The sequence below is a fragment of the Ruegeria conchae genome (genome assembly GCF_000192475.1).
Taxonomy (GTDB): Bacteria; Pseudomonadota; Alphaproteobacteria; order Rhodobacterales; family Rhodobacteraceae; genus Ruegeria; species Ruegeria conchae.
In genome coordinates this window covers 498156-516725 of the sequence record NZ_AEYW01000006.1, presented here as the reverse complement: position 1 = coordinate 516725, position 18570 = coordinate 498156, and the positions used below count along the sequence as shown (strand labels likewise).

Annotated in this window: 20 protein-coding genes; 1 reads left to right on the top strand and 19 read right to left on the bottom strand. The window is 54.5% G+C overall.

The window, feature by feature from the left end; all coding sequences use genetic code 11:
- Positions 1-56: 56 nt before the first annotated feature.
- Together ctrA and sciP are read right to left on the bottom strand one after the other, a co-directional pair.
- Positions 57-773, bottom strand: coding sequence for a response regulator transcription factor CtrA (gene ctrA / locus G7G_RS0107030; RefSeq protein WP_010439997.1), 717 nt, complete (start codon positions 771-773; stop codon positions 57-59).
- Between the two features lie 84 nt (positions 774-857).
- Positions 858-1151: a CtrA inhibitor SciP gene (gene sciP, locus G7G_RS0107025; RefSeq protein ID WP_010439996.1), complete on the bottom strand. Its 294-nt coding sequence runs from the start codon at positions 1149-1151 to the stop codon at positions 858-860.
- A 130-nt stretch (positions 1152-1281) separates the two neighbouring features.
- Between sciP and mnmA the strand changes: the two genes are divergently transcribed.
- The gene (gene mnmA / locus G7G_RS0107020) at positions 1282-2427 is read left to right on the top strand and encodes a tRNA 2-thiouridine(34) synthase MnmA (protein WP_010439994.1); all 1146 of its coding nucleotides are present in this window, start codon (positions 1282-1284) and stop codon (positions 2425-2427) included.
- Here mnmA and G7G_RS0107015 read toward each other — a convergent pair.
- The 17 genes from G7G_RS0107015 to G7G_RS0106935 all read right to left on the bottom strand — a co-directional run bounded on the left by G7G_RS0107015 (position 2424) and on the right by G7G_RS0106935 (position 18534).
- Positions 2424-3005 carry a cadmium resistance transporter gene (locus G7G_RS0107015; RefSeq protein ID WP_010439987.1) on the bottom strand — a complete coding sequence of 194 codons (582 nt, stop codon included), beginning with the start codon at positions 3003-3005 and terminating at the stop codon, positions 2424-2426. The genes mnmA and G7G_RS0107015 overlap by 4 nt on opposite strands.
- Positions 3005-4162, bottom strand: a complete 1158-nt coding sequence (lpxB, locus tag G7G_RS0107010) for a lipid-A-disaccharide synthase (protein WP_010439985.1) — start codon at positions 4160-4162, stop codon at positions 3005-3007. Before lpxB ends, G7G_RS0107015 begins: the two co-directional genes overlap by 1 nt.
- A complete protein-coding gene (locus tag G7G_RS0107005; RefSeq protein ID WP_010439982.1) occupies positions 4162-4956 on the bottom strand; it encodes an LpxI family protein in 795 nt (264 codons plus the stop codon). Before G7G_RS0107005 ends, lpxB begins: the two co-directional genes overlap by 1 nt.
- A 3-nt stretch (positions 4957-4959) precedes the next feature.
- The gene (gene lpxA, locus G7G_RS0107000) at positions 4960-5745 is read right to left on the bottom strand and encodes an acyl-ACP--UDP-N-acetylglucosamine O-acyltransferase (RefSeq protein ID WP_010439980.1); all 786 of its coding nucleotides are present in this window, start codon (positions 5743-5745) and stop codon (positions 4960-4962) included.
- The gene (fabZ, locus tag G7G_RS0106995) at positions 5742-6215 is read right to left on the bottom strand and encodes a 3-hydroxyacyl-ACP dehydratase FabZ (RefSeq protein WP_010439978.1); all 474 of its coding nucleotides are present in this window, start codon (positions 6213-6215) and stop codon (positions 5742-5744) included. The genes lpxA and fabZ overlap by 4 nt, the downstream gene beginning before the upstream one ends.
- Before the next feature lie 72 nt (positions 6216-6287).
- The gene (locus G7G_RS0106990) at positions 6288-6857 is read right to left on the bottom strand and encodes an OmpH/Skp family outer membrane protein (RefSeq protein WP_037320989.1); all 570 of its coding nucleotides are present in this window, start codon (positions 6855-6857) and stop codon (positions 6288-6290) included.
- A gap of 21 nt (positions 6858-6878) precedes the next feature.
- Positions 6879-9239, bottom strand: a complete 2361-nt coding sequence (gene bamA, locus G7G_RS0106985) for an outer membrane protein assembly factor BamA (RefSeq protein WP_029621794.1) — start codon at positions 9237-9239, stop codon at positions 6879-6881.
- A gap of 347 nt (positions 9240-9586) precedes the next feature.
- Positions 9587-10939 (bottom strand): RIP metalloprotease RseP, encoded by a 1353-nt coding sequence (rseP, locus tag G7G_RS0106980; protein WP_010439973.1) that lies wholly within the window; start codon positions 10937-10939, stop codon positions 9587-9589.
- A 5-nt stretch (positions 10940-10944) separates the two neighbouring features.
- On the bottom strand, positions 10945-12117 hold the full coding sequence (gene dxr, locus G7G_RS0106975) for a 1-deoxy-D-xylulose-5-phosphate reductoisomerase (RefSeq protein ID WP_010439971.1): 1173 nt from the start codon (positions 12115-12117) through the stop codon (positions 10945-10947).
- Positions 12117-12899 carry a phosphatidate cytidylyltransferase gene (locus G7G_RS0106970; protein WP_010439968.1) on the bottom strand — a complete coding sequence of 261 codons (783 nt, stop codon included), beginning with the start codon at positions 12897-12899 and terminating at the stop codon, positions 12117-12119. The genes dxr and G7G_RS0106970 overlap by 1 nt, the downstream gene beginning before the upstream one ends.
- Positions 12896-13627 carry an isoprenyl transferase gene (locus tag G7G_RS0106965; protein WP_010439966.1) on the bottom strand — a complete coding sequence of 244 codons (732 nt, stop codon included), beginning with the start codon at positions 13625-13627 and terminating at the stop codon, positions 12896-12898. The genes G7G_RS0106970 and G7G_RS0106965 overlap by 4 nt, the downstream gene beginning before the upstream one ends.
- Before the next feature lie 9 nt (positions 13628-13636).
- Positions 13637-14200, bottom strand: a complete 564-nt coding sequence (gene frr, locus G7G_RS0106960; protein WP_010439963.1) for a ribosome recycling factor — start codon at positions 14198-14200, stop codon at positions 13637-13639.
- Positions 14201-14386: 186 nt separating this feature from the next.
- Positions 14387-15382, bottom strand: a complete 996-nt coding sequence (acuI, locus tag G7G_RS0106955; protein ID WP_010439961.1) for an acryloyl-CoA reductase — start codon at positions 15380-15382, stop codon at positions 14387-14389.
- 49 nt (positions 15383-15431) lie between these two features.
- Positions 15432-16526, bottom strand: a complete 1095-nt coding sequence (locus tag G7G_RS0106950; protein WP_010439960.1) for a dimethylsulfoniopropionate demethylase — start codon at positions 16524-16526, stop codon at positions 15432-15434.
- A gap of 1 nt (position 16527) precedes the next feature.
- Positions 16528-17034 carry a DinB family protein gene (locus tag G7G_RS0106945; RefSeq protein WP_010439957.1) on the bottom strand — a complete coding sequence of 169 codons (507 nt, stop codon included), beginning with the start codon at positions 17032-17034 and terminating at the stop codon, positions 16528-16530.
- Positions 17034-17738: a DUF1326 domain-containing protein gene (locus tag G7G_RS0106940; RefSeq protein WP_010439955.1), complete on the bottom strand. Its 705-nt coding sequence runs from the start codon at positions 17736-17738 to the stop codon at positions 17034-17036. The genes G7G_RS0106945 and G7G_RS0106940 overlap by 1 nt, the downstream gene beginning before the upstream one ends.
- Positions 17739-17742: 4 nt before the next feature.
- Positions 17743-18534: a DUF2182 domain-containing protein gene (locus G7G_RS0106935; RefSeq protein ID WP_010439953.1), complete on the bottom strand. Its 792-nt coding sequence runs from the start codon at positions 18532-18534 to the stop codon at positions 17743-17745.
- Between the last annotated feature and the right edge of the window lie 36 nt (positions 18535-18570).

Here is an 18570-nt window from a genome sequence, read left to right as displayed (position 1 = left end):
CTGAGACGCGAGTGAAATTACCGTCCTGGACCATCGACGGTAGCGGTCAGATCAAATCAGGCGCCAACGGCAAGGCGGGCTTCACCCATATTGCTGGATTGTGGATCACGCAGAACATAACCGCGACCCCAGACTGTTTCGACATAATTCTCACCACCAGTGGCATTGCTGAGCTTCTTTCGTAACTTGCAGATGAACACATCGATAATTTTCAATTCTGGCTCATCCATGCCACCGTAGAGATGATTTAGGAACATCTCTTTGGTCAGAGTTGTACCTTTACGCAGGCTTAGAAGCTCAAGCATCTGATATTCTTTGCCCGTCAGGTGCACGGTCTTTCCTTCGACCTCAACGGTCTTGGCATCCAGATTGACGGCCACCTGCCCTGTGTGGATCACGGACTGGGAATGCCCCTTGGAACGCCGGATGATCGCGTGAATACGTGCCACCAGTTCTTCGCGATGGAAGGGTTTGGTCAGGTAATCGTCTGCACCAAACCCGAAGCCTTTGATCTTGCTTTCGGTGTCGTCCGCGCCCGACAGGATCAGGATCGGTGTTTCCACGCGTGCGATCCGCAATTGTCGCAGCACTTCGTGGCCGTTCATATCAGGCAAATTCAGGTCAAGCAGAATGAGGTCATAATCATACAGCTTGGCCAGATCGATTCCTTCTTCGCCAAGGTCCGTCGCATATACGTTGAGATTTGCGTGCGTCAGCATCAATTCAATGCTCTTGGACGTGGTTGGATCATCCTCGACAAGAAGTATGCGCATTTTTCACTGCTCCAATTAGGTCAAATTCTTCAACTGATCTGAGCCTGAATAAGAATGGTTAATCTGACGTTACCGTTGAATCATTTATTCATCTTCACCCTTAGGTTGTCGATATTTTTTTAATGCAGTCACCTTCAGCGCATCGATTCCGTGCTCAGCTACGGCTGACACCCAGGAATTGAATTCCTCATCGCTGATGCCATAGCGTTTCTTTGCTTCAGACAGGGAAATCAGCCCGTAAAGCACTCCACGCACGACAATTACTTTGCGCGAAGCCACCCATCGCCGCGTGTCTGCCGGGGGTAGATCGGCGCGTGTTAGCACGCTTCCATCCGGCAAGGTGACCGATCTTGGACCTTCAACTTTGTGCAAATACATCTGTTCCACCTTCTTCTGCTGCGACAAAGCTGCATCCAACCTACTTAAAACGGTGTGAAACCGCCCCTTGAGAGTGTGTAGAATTTTCCTATATTCTGCCGGTCTTTCTTAACCCGGACTGGAACCGCCAATGGCCCTCGATACCGAGACCCCGCTAAACTCGCTTGGCTTTGCCAAACCGCCCTCGGAAACGCGGGTGGTTGTGGCTATGTCTGGCGGCGTGGACAGCTCTGTTGTCGCGGCCTATCTGGCTGATCAGGGCTATGACGTTGTAGGGGTTACGCTGCAGCTTTACGACCACGGCGCGGCGCTTGCCAAGAAAGGCGCGTGTTGTGCTGGGATCGATATCCACGACGCGCGCCGCGTGGCCGAAGAGCGCGGCTTCCCTCATTATGTTCTGGATTATGAGAACATCTTCAAAGATGCTGTAATCGACGAATTCGCTGACAGCTATCTGGCAGGAGCGACTCCGGTGCCCTGCATCCGCTGCAATGAGCGGGTGAAGTTCAAGGACCTGCTGGAAACCGCCAAGGACCTAGAGGCCGACTGTATGGCCACCGGTCATTATATCCAGCGCAAGATGGGAACCAATGGGGCCGAGTTGCATAGTGCTGAGGATGCCAACCGCGATCAGTCCTATTTCCTTTTCTCGACAACGCCCGAGCAGTTGGATTTCCTGCGCTTTCCTTTGGGGCATTTGCCCTCCAAGGACGCCACACGCGAGATGGCCGCGCAATACGGGTTGGCTGTTGCGGACAAGCCTGACAGCCAGGACATCTGCTTTGTACCGAACGGCAACTACGCCAGCGTAATCGAAAAGTTGCGCCCAGGTGCTGCAGAGCCGGGTGAAATCGTACATGCCGATGGCCGTGTTCTGGCACAGCATGATGGAGTGATTCACTATACAATCGGTCAGCGCCGCGGGCTTGGCATCGGTGGCCTAAGCGAGCCGTTGTATGTGGTAAAGCTGGACGTCGACAAAAAGCAGGTTGTCGTCGGCCCCAAAGAGATGTTGGCTACACGGACAGTTCCGGTGCGTGAAATCAATTGGCTTGGAGACGAACCCTTTACGTCGCGAGACGAATGGCATGTGTCGGTCAAGGTCCGCTCGACCCGCCCGCCGCGTGAGGCGATCATTCGGCCTCTGTCCGACACGACGGCCGAGGTTGAGCTGTTTACGCCCGAAGAAGGTATCTCTCCGGGTCAGGCGTGTGTGTTTTACGAAACTGGTGGAAGCCGCATCTTTGGCGGCGGCTGGATCTGGCGCGGTTATTAAATCGCGTCGGTCCAGGAATTGCTGAGGATATAGATACCGGCACAGATCATTACGTAAGGAACCAGTTTCTCAAGTCGCCGCGCAAACCCGCCGGTCATGATCGGAGATCGCGCGCCTAGCAGACCAAGCATGGTTAGCGTCAGGGCCGCAGCAACCGCACCTGTAACACCTGCGATGCGGTAGCTTGGGGCCGAGTCTGCCAAAAGCGGTGCGAGCACAGCGAATGTATCCATTGAGAGGCTTATGAACAGCAACATCGTTACAACGGTTGAGGCACCTGAGGATACTTGCGGAGCCTCCTCGATCTCTGATCCCCGAAACTGCCGGATAACCCCAATCACGCCGAGGCCAAGCGGGATCACACCCAGATAGCCGGCCCAGTGTGGCACCACGTCATCGACACCCAAAGCCAGCAACAAGGCGGCGGCGATGATTAATATCTGCGCAAGCAGGAACCCCGCAACGGTCCGTCGCGGACCGGAAACCATCATCAGCGCAACAAGCGCTGCGAGGTTGTCGAGGTTGGTCAGAACCTGTGCCATGTAGGCAGAGGCGGCAAAGATCACGTGATCCAGCATCACGTGTTCATTCTGTCCAAAACGGCTTTTGCCGCGCGCAGACCCGGCGCCTCTCCACCCCGCCCAAGGCGCTCCATCGTTATCGCCATAGCCTCATGTTGGGCGTCCGGCGTAGCTGCAACCTCTTCCAGTGCTGCCGCGATCTTTAGCGGCTGGCAGTCGTCCAACAGACATTCAGGTACAGCACGCGTGTCCGAGACCAGATTGACAAGCGTCACCGTATCGAGCTTGACCATGCGCTTCGCGATCAATGTGGTCAGCCAATTCAGATTATATGCGATCACCATCGGCGTTGCCTGTGCAGCCAGCTCCAATGACACGGTGCCTGATGCCGCCAATGCCAGATCGGCTGACGCAAAGGCCGCCCTCTTCTGCGCCTGTGCTTCGTCCGACGGCAACTTTCGTGGATCGACAACAATCGGATTTCCCGGCCAATCCCAAACTTGTTCGGCAACCACATCAACCATATGCGCGACAGTAGGCACGACGACACGGGTACTGGGTGGATCTGCCAGGAATTCTTGCAGAGCAGCGCCAAATATCGGGGCTAACCGTTCGACCTCTCCCCGCCGAGAACCAGGTAATGCGAGCACAATAGGAGCGTCGCCCAGGTCATGATCCACACGGAATTTCTTGATATCTTGTTCAGACGCAATCGGCTCGTTGACGACGGGGTGACCGACAAAATCACACTCCATCCCTGCCCGCTCCATATAGGGCGGTTCAAACGGCAGCAGCGCCAGAACATGGTCGATCACCTTCGCCATTTTGTCGGCGCGCCCGGGCCTCCAGGCCCAAACGCTGGGTGCAACGTAGTGGACGGTTCGAATACTGCTGGACGCCTTCACCAGTTTAGCGACTCGCAGCGAGAAATCCGGACTGTCGATGGTGATCAACACATCCGGCTGCGTGTCCAGAACCGCCTGAGCGGTCTCGGCGATCCGGCGCTTCAAGTGAAAGAACTTGGGAAGAACCTCGACCAACCCCATGACGCTGAGTTCGGACATGGGAAAGCGGCTATTCAGTCCCTGCGCCTGCATCAGTGGACCACCGACCCCATCAAACCGCACCTCCGGCGAAAGGGTTATAAGTCCCTCCATCAAAGCGGCGCCCAATCGGTCGCCCGACGGTTCACCGGCGACCAGGAATACGCGCATCAGACGGTGCGCTCGCGAACGTAAAGAAATAGACCGAGGCGATTGCACTCTTCAATCACTCGGTCCCGTTGCAGGACAATGACACCGCCCTTTTCGATGACAATACCTGACAAGCCCGCCGCAACCGCGCCCGATACGGTGTCGGGTCCGATAGCAGGCATATCCGCGCGCCGGTCCTGATCGGGTTTGAGGCCTTTGTACAGAATACCTCCACCCGCGTCAGGGCGTTGGGTCAGCGACTGCAACATCCAAGCAGTACCGTAGATGCCCTCAATTGCCAGCGCCTGCCCTTTCAGCACTACACAAGCCTGACCGACATCTGCAGTCCCCATGCTGCGCAGGATACCTGCCGCTCGGTCAGCATCTGCGTGATCGGTATCCGAGGGGTGTGCCTCAGTCAGCGCGCCGAGCGGCGGTAGCAATTCAGGTGCGATCTCGTGCGCGGCACGGACCGTCAATTCAGAATCTTCAAAAATCCCGATAACTGCGCGCAGGGCACCGTCATCACCGGCCATAATGGCCTTTTGTAAGATCGGGACCAATGGCATCGTCGCAGCATCAATGCGCGCAGGATTTACGGTGGGCCGGCGCACAGCCCCGGCCATGCAAATCTCGATCACGCCACGCGCTTTCAGATCGGCGATAAAACTGCCCAATTCCTCAAGCGGAAAGACCACGTCAACATTCAGCCTTTCAGGTTCAAACCCTTCCAGCGCGCAAATCAAAGGTCGGTTCGGCAAACATGCGACCACCTCGTCCGGCAATGCCCCAGTTCCCGCGATCAGCGCCAACATGTCTTATTTCCTCGGCGTCAGGAAGGAACGGTCCGTTTGCCCCGTCACAAACTCGACAATCTGGCGCACATATTCGTTGTCGGCCTCCTCGCCCAATCGATTGGCGCGATCCATGAAGGTGCCATCACCTTCCGACAACTCTTTGAATGCCGCGCGCAGCGCCGAGATATCCTCGCGCGTGACACCGCGCCGTTTCAACCCGACCAGATTCAATCCATCAAGCTCACCGCGTGGTGCCTGAACCAGACCATATGGAATCACGTCGTTCGGAACCATAGTCAGCGCACCGATGATGGCCCCGCGACCAACGCGCACGAACTGATGCAGCCCCGAGATACCGCCAACGATGACGTCATCCTCGATTATGCAATGACCTGCTGCGCCTGCGTGGTTTACCAAAATGACCCGGTTACCGATCTGCACATCATGCGCAACGTGGACTCCAGCCATCAGCAGGCAGTCATCGCCAATCCGCGTGACGCCACCGCCGCCATCCGTGCCGGTATTGATGGTGACGTGCTCGCGAATGCGATTGCGTTCACCGATTTCAAGCCGTGTATCTTCACCGCCAAACTTTTTGTCTTGTGGGATTTCGCCGACAACGGCAAAGCTGAAGATCACTGTGTCGTCACCAATTGAAGTATCGCCGGTGACGACCACATGGGATTTAAGCTCAACCCGATCGCCTAGACGGACGGACGGCCCGATATGGCAGAACGGACCAATCGTACAGCCCTGCCCGATCTGCGCACCGTCTTCGATAATGGCGCTGGGATGAATGCCGCTCATGTTGTTTTTTCCATATCCCAGTCGACATAAGCCGAAAATTCGGCTTCAGCGGCGACCTCACCTTCAACGGTCGCACGGCCGCTGAACTTGAAGATCTTGCCACCTTTCTTGCCACGCACCGTCTCTACATGCATTTCAAGCACGTCACCGGGCACAACTTTGCGACGGAATTTGCATTTGTCGATGTTCATGAAATAGATCAGTAATTCACTGTCGATCACGTCCATGCCAACACCCAGCATGACACCTGCAGTCTGCGCCATCGCCTCGACAATAGTCACACCAGGCATGATCGGTGTGCCGGGAAAATGACCCTGAAAATGCGGCTCGTTCATAGTGACATTCTTGATGCCAACTGCAGATTGATAGCCGTCAATATCCACGACCTTGTCGACCAGCAAAAACGGATAGCGATGCGGCAATATACGCTGAATCAGCTGAATGTCGGCGCTCTGGGTTTCCGTGGTCATGGTGCGGATGTCCTGTTTTGGATGTCTCTTTCAAGCGTGGTTAGCAATACGCGTACTTAAGGGCAAGCCAGCCTATTTGTCATTAGCGTCTTCAAGTGCAGACCCGTCGCCAATTGCCGCGTCAATCCGGGCAATTGCGGTATCGGTAATATCCGACGCATCCGAGCTGAGAACAACATTTGAACGCTCAATGACGATCGACGCCCCATATTCGCGTAGAAGTTCGATCAATACAGGTTGCGCCATCTCAAAGAACTGATTGCGTGCCTCTTCTCCATGCCGCGCCAAAGCATCCAGTTTGGCGCGTTGGCTATCTCGATGCGACTGGACTTTCTCATCGAAAGCCTCGGCCAAAGGTCGAAATTCACTGGCGGACATTTCAGAGCGCTTGTCCGTCAGGTCTTTCTCTTCTTTGCTGAGCTGTGCCACGATCAACTCATTTTCATCCGCTAGCAGAGCGCTCTCGGCCTCAATCTCGCGAAAAACGCGCTGACCGAACCGAGAATCAGCAAACAGCCGTTCACTTGAAATGGTAAGTACGTCTGATTGCGGAACGCCCAATTGTTGCGCCAACAATGGACTTGGCGCCATCAAGACCGCCCAAACACACAGGGCCCTTAGCGGGCCCTGCAGAATGTTCATGACTTTGGTCAACATCTGAGTTCAGAACTGTGCCTGAATGGTCAGGTCAAAGCTCTGTTCCTTGTCGAACTCTTCTTTCTTCAGCGCTTGTGAAAAGTTGAAGCGCAGAGGACCAAATGGCGTTGTCCACAGAACCGAGACACCTACCACATGGCGGATGGATCCGCTGGCTCCGACGATATCGGCACCCGACGTATCCACGTTGTTGATGTTGTAAAGGTTACCTACGTCGTAGAATAAACCACCCCGCAATCCGAGCTCTTCAGGCAAGCCCAAGGGGAAATCAGACTCGAACCGGGCAACCCAATAATAGTTACCACCGATGGCATCGTCCTGACCGTTGGAAAGGTCGCGCGGCCCAAGACCGGCAGGTTCGAAACCACGGAACGTGTTCGGGCCAAGCACAAATCGATCAATCGTCCGGCTAAAATCATCCCCGGTCCAGTTGAGCGCGCCAAGTTCCAGAGATGCCCGAAGCACGACCTCCTCGTTGAGCACGCGCTTCTGAGCGATCGCGCGGGCTGTGGTTTTGATATACTCGTTGTCGCCGCCCAATCCAGCTGCATCTACGCCAAGCTCAAACAAGACGCCTGCATTAGGATTCAAGCCACCCAATCGACTGTCGTACACATAAGAAACACCAATCGAACTGCTGGTTCTTTTGCCCTGAGCAATTTCAGAAGCGATGACCGCTCCATTGGTCTCGTTGCTCTGCTGGGTCATTTCGCTTTGGTTCCAGCCGTAACGCAAACGCAGCGCTGAAAGTTCGCCGATGGCATAGCTGACCTGAGGATTAAAAAAGACGGTTTTGGTGTCGTAACTCGCAAAGCTTGAGTTGGTGCTTGCGAGACCTACCCCAAGATCAAAGCGTAATTTCCGCCCCAACAGATAAGGTTCGGTAAAGTTAATTGTATACTGCTCAGAATCTTGAGCCGTCGATAGCGTGATCCCAAGATTCTGGCCACGGCCAAGGAAATTGGATTCGTTCAGGCCAATGGCGATCCCGAAACCGTCCGAAACCGAGTAGCTACCACCCAGGCTAAGCGATCCGGTCGGTTGTTCTTCAACATCGACATCAACGATGACCTGACTTGGAGATGTACCCTCGCGGGTTTCAACATCAGCGGTCGAGAAGAAGCCTAACGCACGAATACGTTCGGCGCTCTGACGGATTTCTCGCGGATTGAAGGGGTCACCTTCCACGGTATCGAATTGCCGCCGGATCACCCGGTCAAGTGTTGTGGTATTGCCTTCGATGTCGATGCGTTCGACAAAAATACGCGGGCCGCGCGTTAGGACAAACTGAACATCCAGCGTCAGATCACGCGGGTTGCGCGTCACCCGAGGTTCAACCCTCAAGAAATCGACGCCCTGTTTCAGACCCAGACGCTCAAGTCGAGCAATCGAGTTTTCAATCAAAGTCGGCGAGTAGATAACACCAGGCTTGACCTTTAGTGCTGCCTGATAGGGTGCCGGATCGACCCCAGGAATTTCGCTTACAGTTGAAATCTGACCAAAGGCGAATCTCTGACCTTCGGTGATATTCATGACCAGGAAAAACGCATCCCGTTCACGCGTGAATTCCACATTGGCACTGTTTACTCGGAAATCGATATAACCGCGCGAAAGGTAGAAATCGCGGATGACCTGCTTATCGAATTCGATACGATCAGCAATAAATGTGTCGCCCCGTAGGAAAGTCCGCAGAATATTTGCTTGTTTGGTCTCGAGCACACGACGCAGGCGGCGGTCCGAGTAAGCACGGTTGCCAACAAAGCTGACGCGCTCAACTTCGATGGTGGTGCCTTCGGCCACCTCAAAAACCAAATCCACACGATTGTCATTTCGGCGGATGATGCGTGGGATCACCGTTGCTGACACCCGGCCCTGCGCAGAATAGATCTCGGCGATCAAATCTGCGTCGGCTTCTGCCAATTGCGGGGTAAAGACACGGCGGGTCTGGGATGAGATCGCCTCGAGCAGTACGTCATCCTTGACGCGACGGTTCCCCTCAATGCTGATCTGATTAATCGTCGGGTACTCTTCAACCGCAATAATCAGTGTGTTTCCGCGAGGAGTCAGTTCGACTGTTTCAAAAACACCACTGTCAAGCAAACGCTGAAAAGCATCATTTATCTGTCCGGCACTGACAGTTTGCCCCGGCTCGATTCCCGTTCGTGCGATGATTGTCGAGGTTTCGATCCGTCGATTGCCTTCAACCTCGAAGCGGTTAATCGTGTAAGATTGCGCCTGAGCAGGATCCGGTAATACCAGCAAACCCGGTGTAGCAAATAGAAAAAAGAGCGTTAGTGCCTGCCACAAAATATTGGTCTTCTGCCCTCGAGCGCCGCAGAATGTGCTCGTGCCCCTGCAATCAGTCATTTTTATCACTACCCAGAAATCTCAGCCTGTAGTTGCTGAGTAGCCGGATTGAGAAGCCATGTCAAAAGAGCAAATACAAAAAAACGGCCCGGTGGGCCGTTGCATTTTCATAGTCTTGGTCTGAAGAATCACAAACCGACGAGATATCCACCTACAGCCAATGCCAAGGCGGTTACGCCAAAGCTAAGTAATACATCCCAGTTCAACTGAAAAAGGACGCTGACGCTTTTGTAAGATCTCTGCAACGCTTCGGTCATCGCTCTCAAGCCCGCTCATTGAATTACACCAATGAAGATACGCTTCAATTGCGGCAATATTGCGTCCAAATGACGCCTGTCACGCCTTATTCAGCAGAACAGGTCATTGCTGACAGAGAAGATCATCAACGAAAGGATCAGCGTTATTCCAATTCCCATCAAAATCCGCAGGGCATTGTCACTGGGTGGTTTGCCCGAGACGGCTTCGTAGGCGTAAAACAACAAGTGTCCGCCATCAAGCGCTGGGATCGGGAACAGATTCAGCAGCCCAACCGCCGTAGAAAGTACCGCGATAAAGAAGATGAAATTCTGTGCACCTTGACTGGCCATCGCGCCAGAGGTTTCCGCAATCCCGATCGGGCCGGATATATTGCACGTGCTGATTGCCCCCGTGATCATGTGCCACATACCGGACAATGACCCTTCGATAATGCGTCCGGTCTGGGCAAAACCGGTTTTTACGGAATCCCAGATGCCGGCGGGAACAGTCTGAGGTTCGAACATCATCCCCCGAACGATCCCGATCCGCCAATGGGTCACAAAACCACCATCTGCTTTCGGCTCGTCAGTACGTCTGGGGGCCAGCGCAAATTCAAGCTCGGTTCCATTACGCCAAACGTCCAGAAGCAACACGCGCCCGTCCGAGCTTTCGACACGTTCTTTCAATTGTTCGAAATTGAAAATCGGGTCGCCATCGACCGCTGTAATTACATCGCCCTGCTGCAATTGTATGTCCATTGCAGCGCTGCGTGGCGTAACCTGCTGGATCAACGCTGGAAACAGCCACGGGGCAGAAACATCGATGGTCTCACCGTCCCGGATTACAGTATAGTCCAGTTCAGGCTGTACGGGCAGAGCATCAACGAAATCCGACCAACTGCCTGCATTGTCAAAATCCGGTGTCGGCACGCCTGCAATCGCAACAATTTCGTCCCCTTCAAGCAACCCCTGCTCGACTCCGGGGAGCGGCTGCAAGGAACCGACTGTCAAAGGTTCTCGTGATACGCCTTGCGACCAGTACACAAATCCAAAAACCAGGATCGACATCGCGAAGTTGAATATAGGCCCTGCCGCCACAGTGGCGGTACGCGCCCACAGCGGAGCCCCATGCATCGTTCGACGCAATTCTTCCGGGCTCTGTTCGGCGATCTCGTTTATCGCATCCGTGTCTTTGCCAGACGCAGCGTTGGCATCCCCCAAAAACTTGACGTATCCGCCAAATGGAAGCAACGCGACCTGCCACCGTGTGCCACGCTTATCTAACCGGCTCCACAGAACCGGACCGAAGCCGATCGAAAACACTTCTGCATGAATGCCCGACCAGCGCCCGACAATATAATGACCGTATTCATGCACAGCGACAATCACTGAAAGCGCAATAACAAAGGCTACTATGGTATAGAGAAGATTGCCGAATTGCGGGATCAAAGAGAGTATGTCCAAAGGTATTATCCTGCTCGTTCCAATACGGTTTCATCGACCCACTGACGTGCGAGATGGTCCGTTTGCTGTACATTATCAAGAGTCAACGGAGCATCAATAAGGCCATCTGTCGCCTCAAAACGCTCCAAAACCGACGAAACTGCGTCAGCCATATCCAGAAACCGAATTCTACGGGCGATAAAGTGGTCCAGCGCGCGCTCTTTAGCAGCATTGAAGATCGCACCCGTCAATCCGCCGCGTTGCATCACTTCGCGTGCAAGACGCAACGCAGGATACCGGGCCTCATCCGGAGCGCTAAAGCTCAATTGCCCCAGTTGAGCCAGATCAAGCCTTGCGACAGGTAGATCGAGCCGCTCGGGCCAGTGCAATGCGTATCCGATGGCATGGCGCATATCGGGTGCACCCATGTGTGCCATCAAGGCACCATCCCGATACCCAACCATCGCGTGAACAATAGATTCGGGGTGCACCAGAACTTCGATTTCAGAGGGCTGAATGCCGAAGTATTCTTTTGTTTCTATGACTTCCAATGCTTTATTGAACATAGAAGCACTGTCGATTGTAATTCGCTGCCCCATGTTCCAATTCGGATGGCTTGACGCTTGTTCGACAGTTGCGTTCGCCAGATCACGCAGCGGCCAATCCCGAAATGCGCCACCGCTTGCCGTGATAATAATCCGCTCGACGCTTGTCATATCTTCGCCGACAAGGGCCTGAAAGACTGCCGAATGTTCACTATCGACAGGAAGTAGCCTTGCGCCGTAGTTCCGAGCAGTCTCCAGCACCAAAGGTCCTGCACATACCAGCGTTTCCTTGTTCGCCAGCGCAAGCGTCGCGCCTTGCCTAAGGGCTTCGATCCCCGGAGCAAGCCCCGCGGCGCCGACAATCGCTGACATGACCCAATCCGCGGGTCGCGCACCTGCCTCGATCAAAGCCGCCTGCCCCGCAGCCGCTTTGATACCGCTACCGGCTAAGGCTGAACGCAGGTCATCCAACCTGTCATCAAACGCGGTGACAGCAACATCTGCGCCCAGACGGACCGCATCTTGCGCCAATTTCGAAATATTGCCGCCACCGGTCAGCGCGACGACATCATAGGCATTCGGATTCCTCGAAATCAGATCAAGCGTGTTCTGCCCGATCGATCCGGTCGCGCCGAATATCGATACCTTTCGCATTACATGCCTCCGGGTGCATAAAGCAACCCTGCCAACAGGACAAAGACCGAGGCCCCCATCATCCCGTCGAACCGGTCCAGAAAGCCACCATGACCAGGTAACAAGTTCGAACTGTCCTTAACTCCAAACCTGCGTTTCGTTGAGCTTTCGACGATATCGCCGATCTGGCTCGCCATAGAGGCGAGAACCGATACAACTACGAAAGCCAAACCAAAACCCGCGTAGAACGCAAATAATGTACCAACTATTCCTGCGGCGACCCATCCCCCTATCGTTCCAGACCATGTTTTCTTGGGGCTGACCTTTGGCCAAAACTTAGGTCCACCAAGCGTTTTGCCCACAAAATACCCGGCAACATCCGTCGCTATGACAACAAGGATCAGCCACACCATCCATCCAAACCCCAAGCTTTCGCGTATCGAGATAAAGCCCAACCCCGAAGTTGCTATCCAGATCGCAAAAAGCGCATAGGTACCACGCGCGCACTTGATTTGACCCGCGCCAACCAAAGCAGGTGCCAACAAAAATGGAATTTTATACAGCGGCGGCAAATGGTAACTCAGAACAACGGCGACACCGGTCAATATCGCAAGCTGAATCGCGACGCCTTGTTGCTGAGGGTCGACAATCCGCACCAGCTCCCACGTCATGAGTCCGCACGAAATGGCAATAAATGCCTCGAACCAAAGTCCGCCTAGCCACACCATGATGGCCGCTATGACGACCAACACTGACGCTGACAAAACCCGAGCGGTCAGATCAGACCATCGGCCATCACTCATGCCGGAACCGCCCCAAATCGCCGTTCACGCGATCCATAGTTCAGGCATAAACGTTCCAACTCGGCAGCAGTAAAGTCGGGCCACAATGTATCTATGAATTCATACTCTGAGTAGGCAGATTGCCAGAGCAAGAAATTCGAAATTCGGGCTTCACCACTGGTGCGGATTACCAGATCAGGGTCCGGCAGAACCCGCGTGTCCAGATATTTGGGCAGAGTTTCCTCGTCCACATCTTCGGGACGCAAAACACCTTCGGCCACGTCACGCGCCAAACGTTTGGTTGCGCGAGCAACCTCATCTCGACCGCCATAGTTCAAGGCGACTGTCAGATGGACCAGATCATTATCCTGCGTTTCACGTTCAAGCGTATCCATCAGCTCGGTAAGTTTGGCATCCAAACGTACGCGGTCACCGATAAATCGCACCCGGATACCATTGTTCTTTAGCGTATTGGTTTCTTTGACAATATAGCGTCGGAACAGGCTCATGAGGCCTGCAACCTCCACCTGCGTACGCTTCCAGTTTTCTGTCGAAAACGCAAAGATCGTCAGATATTTGATCCCGAGCCTTGGGCAGGCCTCGACTACCTCACGAACACGCCGCGCGCCTGCGTGATGGCCAAACAACCGAGGCCGTCCCCGTGCCTGAGCCCATCGACCATTGCCGTCCATGATAATGGCCACATGGCGCGGACCGGCTTGCAAAGCGTTATCGGGATCCTTTGGCATGACCGAGTCTCAGACCTGCATAATCTCGGCTTGCTTGGTCTCAAGTGCCTCATCGACGGATTTGATCATCGTGTCGGTCAGCTCCTGCACTTCTACCTCCCAGAATTTCTGATCATCCTCGGACATGCCATCGGCTTTGGCTTTCTTGATCTGGTCCATACCGTCGCGGCGCACGTTCCGGATCGAAACACGCGCGCTTTCGGCGTATTGGCCTGCAACCTTGCCCAATTCACGTCGGCGTTCCTCGTTCAACTCGGGAATCGGTAGCATGATGATCGTGCCATTCAACTGTGGATTGATGCCAAGCCCGCTTTCACGAATTGCTTTTTCAACTTTGCCCACAAGACCTTTGTCCCAGACATTTATGGTAACCATGCGTGGTTCGGGGACGTTTACGGTGCCGACCTGATTGATCGGAGTCATCGAGCCATACGCGTCAACCATCACGGGCTCAAGCATCGAGGCCGACGCGCGCCCGGTCCGCAATGATGCGAATTCGGTTCTGAGGTTGGCCATTGCGCCGTCCATACGGCGTTTCAGATCATCGGTGTCGAGTACGAAATCATCAGACATGCTGCTCACTCCCCGTCTTCAGGTGATGTTTGGATGGGTCTTAAGCCATCACAATTGGGATGTATAGCAATCATGCGGATGAATTGTGGCAATGACCAGAACTGTTTCCAGCATTCCGGCCCCAATCGCGACCAAGGGACCGACCGAACACTGAACTCGGTCGGATTTTTCTTGGTACAATCAATATCAGGTGTTCACATCGACAACGACGCGACCTTTGACTTGTCCCTGCAGAATATCCGCGCCCAATTGCGGCAGATCAGACAGTGTTGCTGGGTGAATCATGGCCTCAAGCTTATCCATGGGCAGATCGGTAGCGATACGCTGCCAAGCGCGAACGCGGTTGTCATAGGGCTGCATGACGCTGTCGATACCCAACAGATTCACGCCACGCAGTAGGAATGGGATCACAGTCGCAGGCAAACCTGCACCTCCGGCAAGTCCAACGGCAGCAACTGATGCCCCATATTTCATCTGACCCAATACGCGGGCGAGCATGGCGCCACCCACTGCGTCAACACACCCCGACCAGGTTTCACTTTCCAACGGGCGCCTGGTGGTTTCGTTCAAATCGTCGCGCGGAACAATTGTGGTTGCACCCAAAGACTTTAGGTAGTCAGCGGTATCCGGGCGACCGGTTACTGCTGCGACTTCATATCCCAGATGAGCCAGAATGGCAGTCGCGACCGATCCAACACCGCCCGCGGCACCCGTGACTAGCACCGGGCCATGGCCCGGCTGCATTCCATGATCTTCCAACGCCATGACGGCTAACATGGCCGTAAATCCTGCGGTGCCAACTGCCATCGCCTGTCGCGTATCCAAACCCTGCGGCAATGGAACCAGCCAATCTGCACGGGCATTGGCCTTCTGAGAATACCCGCCCCAATGCGCCTCACCCACGCGCCAGCCCGTCAAAACGACTTTGTCACCGGGTTTATAGCGATCATCAGAGGATTGCTCGACGGTGCCCGCATAATCGATACCCGGGATATGCGGATAACTCCGCACTAAGCCGCCACCCTTTGGCGACATACACAACCCGTCTTTGTAGTTAACCGTTGAATATTCGACAGCAACAGTCACTTCTCCATCCGGCAAATCATCCAGAGATATCTGTTTTACCGAGGCGCTTGCGAGGCCACTTTCTTCATCTTTTTCAACGACGAGTGAATTAAACATAACCTTACTCCTTTAGTAGCCCGTATGGGCATGTCCTCAGATACAGGGCTCAGCGCCAGAATTTCTCTTGTACGACGGCCCATCGCATACCGTGTTCAGTCATCAACTCGATCCGCGTGTCGGGTGCCCAATGCGACCGGTCCACCATCCCTATGGCGACGTTCACCTCAAACTCGGGCGAATATGCAGCAGAGGCCACTTGCCCCACCTGACGACCCTCAGCCATCAAAGGCCAAGATTCGGTGCACGGGCCGATCTCGCCCTCGATAGTCAGCGGACGGATTTGTCTGGGCGGCCCGTTTTCTGCCTGATCCGCCAAAGCGGCCTTACCGATGTAATCCAGCGGAGAATTGCAAAAGCGCTCAAGACCGCATTCATAAGGAGTGTTCTCGCGTCGCATATCCGACCCAAAACTCAATAGGCCACTCTCGATCCGTTCAATTCCATTGGGGCAACCCGCACGTACATTTAGGTCGCGCCCATTTGCGAACAACGCATCCCAAAGCGGCATTCCGTAATCCGCTCCTTCGACATAGATCTCGAACCCACCTTGTTTCGACCAGCCGGATCGGGCGATGACAAACGATGTATCTTCGAAGGGCAACCTCTTGTATCGGAAGAATTTTATGTCCCTGACATCATCTCCAAATACCCGTGCCATCAAATCATCTGCCCTGGGGCCTTGAACGGCTAGCGGAGACACGTCTGGTTCGGAAACTTCGACATCCAGCCCCAGGGCAAGCACGATGCCTAGGGCAAATTGCCAAAGATCTCCATCAGCGACGGAAAGCCAGTAATGGTCATCTGCCAGTTTGATCGCCACCGGGTCATTCAGCATACCGCCATTTTGGTCAACGATCGGCACATAATAACACTGATCCGCCTGCATCTTGTCCATATCGCGCGGGCTGAGCATTTTCATCAGTCGCAGCGCATCCGGGCCTTTGATCAGAACTTGTCTCTCACACGAGACATCCCATACCTGCACATGCTTTTTCAGATGCGCAGCATCAGCCTCGACACTTTCGAAGACTGTAGGCAGAAGCATGTGATTATAGACAGTATATCCCTTTACCCCTTCGGCTTCGACACCCGGAGTAAACGGGGTTTTGCGCACGCGTCGGTTCGGTGTAATGACTGCCATGTCAGAAATCCTCTGGCAGAAAGACAAGATCGCTGACGGGCGCATCAGAGCCTGCCTCGGTCAGCATTTGGTGCAATTGTCCGCGATGATGCGTCTGGTGATTGAACATGTGAATGATGCATTGCGCATAAGGCTTTGTTACTTCTTCTTCTTTTGCAGCGGAATACCATGAGAACGGGCCCGTAAGTTCGTCGTCTCCCAGAGTTTCGCTCCACCTAGTAATCCGATCGTCAATGGTATCCCGCAGCGACAACCAGTCGGACAAACCAGCGCAGATTGACACGCTCTCTGGGATGCCACCGCCTGGTCCAGGGCCTTTGTCGAACCGTGAGATCCAGATCCAGTCCCCCCAAAGCAGATGATTGGCTGTTCCCATGATTGAACCAAAAAAGGCACCCTGATTCCGCGTCAGTTCTTCGTCGGGAAGAGCCTTAAGAAAACCCTTTAACTGACTGTTCTCCCATCGACTATAACGCGCCATCTCACGGGCATAGGCACCGGTGATCATTACTTTGGCCCGTGCCAGTCGATGGGGCAAATCTCGGCTGATTTCCCGCCAAAGTCCCAGACGCGACCGTAATCACGTACCTTGGATTTCGTTCCTCTGGCCACGATGATGTCCGGGCCCATCCAATATTTCGAGTTTGAAACCATCACCGGATGTTCAGGATCTTTACCAGCCAGCATCTCGATCTCGCCCTGAATTTTGCGCCCGATCATAATCCGGCGTTTTGTCCCATCTCGCTCGATTTGAACCGGTGCACGCTCTGCCCCGATGATTTCACTAACCAACATGGTGAATAGACCGGTAGTGCCGCCTGCCTGCCCGCTGAAGATTTGCAGCAACCCGTTATAGGCCTTCCCACTGGCGCGTTCGTCGACATAGGCCGCGACCTTCCATTGGCCTTCACCCATGCGGCCCGGAATGTCGACCAGCAGCCCAACATTCAGCCCGGACAGGTCTTCGCCTTCGTAATGGCCTTCGTCGATCACGATACCCATCCACGCATGGCAATGTCCTTCGGTCGGAGGGTGTGCGCCTAGCGAAACGACGCAAGGACAAAACACATCGCAGGAGCAGTTCAGGATCAGTTCACCCTTGACTGCCCAGTCGGTCGGGCTCATCTCGCGGCGTTTGGGATTGGGCATCCGGCTGTCAATTCTCTGACTGACCGGCAGCTTATCCGCATCCGGTTTTCTGTTTTTAGCCATAGACCTATCCTCCGTAAGTAATGTGATGTACGAGCAGTGCCAGACCGCCTGCTATTAAGATGAACCCCATAGGCCGGGTTATTGCGTGTCCGATTTGGGGTAGTTTTTCCAAAACCATGAACAGCGTCGCCAGCCCCATCCACAGCAGGCTCATGACGCCGCCCACAAAGCCCAGAGCCATGAAGCCCCAGCAACAGCCAACGCAAAATGCACCCAACCCTAAGCCCATGCGCAGGCCGCCTGAGAAACCCGTTTTCCAATGTCCCAGAAAGTACGTCATGGGCGCATGACAAACGCCATGGCAGACCTCTTTTGAACGGGTGAATTGGAAAGCGCCCACCGCGACAAGCAGGCCTGCAGCCAAGTAGGGCGATTTGGCGATGCCCAACATATCAACCGCACCCCCGAATAGCAGTGCCAACTGCAGGCAAGCGATCAGCGCCGCAAAACCCACCCAAACTATGAAGTATCCGGATAGAACGCCCAGCCACCCTGCCCGCGTGCCATTCGCGCTGCGGATCAGATCATCGTAACTGCGCAATGTGGGGACTAGTGTTGGCAGCATCATTGCCGCCATCATGATTGCCCACATCGAGAACAGCGGGCGAAACTCGGCCATGGGCATATACATATCCATGCGCGGGTCCATCGCCGCCATGGCCTGTCCCATCGGGCCGGGCCGCCCGATCCAGTCCAAATCCATATCGCGGCTCATCGAGACCATCATCCACCACGCCCAAAGGATCGCGATGTAGAAGCCCAACCAAAGCGCGCTGCGGAAAACTGAGCGACTCACTTGCCTCTCCCGACTCAACTCTCTTGCTTTTCAAAT